Genomic DNA, 3432 nt, shown 5'->3' on the forward strand with positions numbered 1-3432 from the left:
GGCATCACCGTGCCGCATCATCTCCTGGCCGCCGACCTGGTGGCGCTGGGTTTTCATGCCGCCTCGGGCTTCCGCTACAAACGCATCGTCATCCTGTCGCCGGACCATTTCCACAAGACGCACAAGCTCTACGCCACCACGGCGCGCGGCTTCGATACCGTGCTTGGTCCGGTCAAGGCCGACACCGATGCCGTGCGGCTTCTGGAGAAGAACAGCGACATGGTCGAGGAGTCCTGCCTGTTCGACAAGGAGCATGGCGTACGTGCCATGCTGCCTTTCCTGCACCACTATTTCCCCGAGGCGAAAATCGTGCCGGTGGCGATGTCGGTGAAGGCGCGGCGCCGCGACTGGGACAGGCTTGCCGAGGCACTTAAGACAATTGTCGACCACGACACGCTGATCGTCGAATCCACCGACTTCTCGCACTATCTGCCGCAGCATGAGGCACACCGTTTCGACCAGCAGTCGCTCAACATGCTGGCCGCCAGCTCGCTCGACGGCATCGCGGCACTGCGCCAGCCCGATCATGCCGATTCGGTCGGCGCGCTCTACATCCAGACCAGGCTGCAGCGCGAATTGTTCGGCGCCCTGCCGCTGGTCGTCGCCAATGAGAACTCGCAGGAACACACATCGGATTATGTCGAGCGCACCACCAGCTATGTGGTGGCGCTGTTCGGCGCTTTCGGCCCCGACTTCAACAACCCCACACGGCCCAAGGACAAAATCTATTATCTCGCCGGCGACGTGAATTTCGGCCGCGCCATGAAGAAGATTTTGGTCCGCGACGGTGTTGCCGACCGCATCGTCGACAGCATCCTGTCGCTGACCAACTCGCGGCCGCTGATCGTCAATCTCGAAGGCGTCATCCTGCCCAACGTGCCGGAGGCGATCGACGATATGACGCTGGCGATGCCGGAGGGCCTCGCTGTCGACATGCTGAAGCGGCTGCATGTCGCCGGCGTGAGCCTCGCCAACAACCATGCCTACGATCTCGGCCCGTCCGGCTATGCCGAGACGCTGCAGGCGCTGGACGAAGCCGGCATCCCCCATGTCGCCCAGGGCGAGACGCTGGCGCTCGCCGATCTCGACCTGGTCGGCCTGACCGACATCGACACCAACGGCTCGAAGAACACCGACCTGCTCACCCCTGCCTTGCTCGACCGCCTGCTGCACGAAAATGCCGAACGCCCGGTGGTCGCCTTCGTCCATTGGGGCCGCGAATACAAGACCGAGCCGTCGGCGCGCGAAGAGATGCTCGCCGACCAGATGCGGCTGCGCGGTGTGTCGGCCATCGTCGGCGGCCATCCGCATGTGTCGAGCGAGGCAATCGTGCCGCTCGGCGGCGGCGATGTGGCTGAAGTCTATTCGCTCGGCAATTTCCTATTTGACCAGAAGGCGGAACGCTCGTCCGGATCGATGCTGGAACTGCGCGTCTTTCCCCAGGGCACGATCTTCGCCCGGCTCATTCCCCTGCCCAACTATTTCGAGATGGGCCGCAAATAGCCGTTCCTGGATCAGGATGCGCCAGGCTTAAGATCGGGCCGGCATCACCTGAATATCGATACGTCCTAACCGCTGCAGCCGACCATGTCGCGTGGCAGATAACACGCCGCCGGCTCGGTCTTGGTCTCGAACAGCGACCGCTTTGGCTTGAAATAGAAGAAGGTCACCGGCTTGCTCTCGCGAACGCTGCCATCGGCGAAATGCGCGGCGATGCTGAAGTTGTGGATGGACGACATCGACGACCACATCTTCAGCCGCGCCGTATAGGCGCTGATGTTCTTGTTGCCGCGCACCGGCATGGCGATCGTGTAGTCGTGCTTGCCGATTGGAAACTCGATGTTCTGGTAGCGCATCGCTTCCGGTGTGCCGCCACCGCCATCGCCGCATTCGGCCATCGATTCCGGGGTCTCGAAAACCGCCACGGTCACCGAGGTGCGAAACGGCTCGCTGTTCTGATTGATATGACCTTCGTCATCTGTCCAGGAATAATCGAGCTTGCCGATCGCATTCAGTGTCATCGCCTGCTGCATATTGCCGAGATAGTCGGCGACCTCGCCGAACTTGATCTTGTTGGCCAACTGACTGCGGCAGACATTGAGACTGTCCACCGACGGACAGGGAAACCGCCCCGTCTCCAGGCTGGCGGTGTCGACGCCGGCTTCAGTGAGCACGCTCTTGATCGACACGTCGACGCCCTCGCCGAAACTGCCAATGTCCTTGCTGAACATACGGCTTGGCTGGCCGCTGGGATTGCCATCCTCGTCCACGGTCGTGAACTGGATGGACATTTTCATGTCCTTGGCGTCGCCCCAGCCATTGTTGATGATCGAGAAATCCGGCCGGAAGCCGACACAGCCGAAATGCTCCGATATCGACAGCATCGGCTTGCGGTAGGCATCGCTCGAGGCGACCTTCATTTCCAGGCGGTCGAGCCTGACTTTGGATTGGTCCGTCGTTTTGAGGTCGACCTCGGCGAAGGCCGGCGCTTCGTCCCAGTCCTTGCGGCCAAAGACATTGCTGGTCGTAACCTGCCCGGTGCCGTTCCAGCTGTCATTGTCCTCATCCGCCTGCGGATAGATCGCGATGTCCTCGTCGCGCACCAGGTGCTGGTACTGCATGTCGGATTGCTGCGTCATACGTTGATCCACCACGACCCCGATCTCGACCTTGTCGGCGTCGCCGCCGCCGGTCTGCGCCTTCAAAAGGCCGCCGACCCGGGCATCGGCCAGCACGTCTGGACGCGAGCTGCCGACCTCCTTGCCCATCACCCATTGCGATTGATAGACCGTGCCGCCGGCGAGCCGGGTCCGACCCTTGCCGTTCTTCAATCCGTCGACAAAGGAGCCGGCGAATATTTCGCCGGTCTTCGACATGAGCCGGCCTTCGCCATTCGCGACGCCAGCGACGAACTGGCCTTCATAGCGGTTGCCCTCGGCATCGATATGGATGCCCTTTCCGTTGAATTCTCCCTCAAGCCACAGCCCGTCGAAGACCTCGCCCGAACGAAGCTCGAGCCGCCCTTGCCCATCCAGCCGGCCGTTCCTGACGGAGCCAAAATAACTGGAATAGACGGTCTTCGGGTCATAGTTCGCAGAGCCGCGCACGCGCCAGACCAGGCGGCCCTTGCCGTTGACGGTGCCGTCTTCGGCGATCGTCCGATCGGGAGACTGGCCAGCGGCCGGCTCCCAGGTGAAGTCGAGATTTTTTTCCGGTTGGAAATCCCACACCCGCACCATCCTGCGCAGCACCGAACGCGTCCGGCTCTGATAGAGGACCTGCACGCGCTCCGCCCAGGCGCCGGCTGGCTGCGAACTGCCTCCGTTGGCGAAGGCCTGTCCGGTAAGAGATGCCGACAACATCAACGCCGCCAGCAGGGGAGCGGCAGCCATTGCCCTCATTGCGAAGATTCCTGGCCTTGCCATATCCCAC

At 62.2% G+C, this 3432-nt stretch carries 2 protein-coding genes; one reads left to right on the forward strand and one right to left on the reverse strand.

All coding sequences use genetic code 11. The features are described 5' to 3' along the window. Positions 1–1503: AmmeMemoRadiSam system protein B (gene amrB / locus EOA36_RS31115; protein WP_127280720.1), on the forward strand; the 1503-nt coding region annotated here is incomplete at its 5' end. Positions 1504–1568: 65 nt separating this feature from the next. On the opposite strand, the gene EOA36_RS31120 is transcribed toward amrB, so the two are convergent. Further along, positions 1569–3432 (reverse strand): hypothetical protein (locus EOA36_RS31120; RefSeq protein WP_348629833.1); only part of this gene is annotated, 1864 nt, incomplete at its 5' end.

Source organism: Mesorhizobium sp. M8A.F.Ca.ET.021.01.1.1 (assembly GCF_003998025.1).
GTDB lineage: Bacteria > Pseudomonadota > Alphaproteobacteria > Rhizobiales > Rhizobiaceae > Mesorhizobium.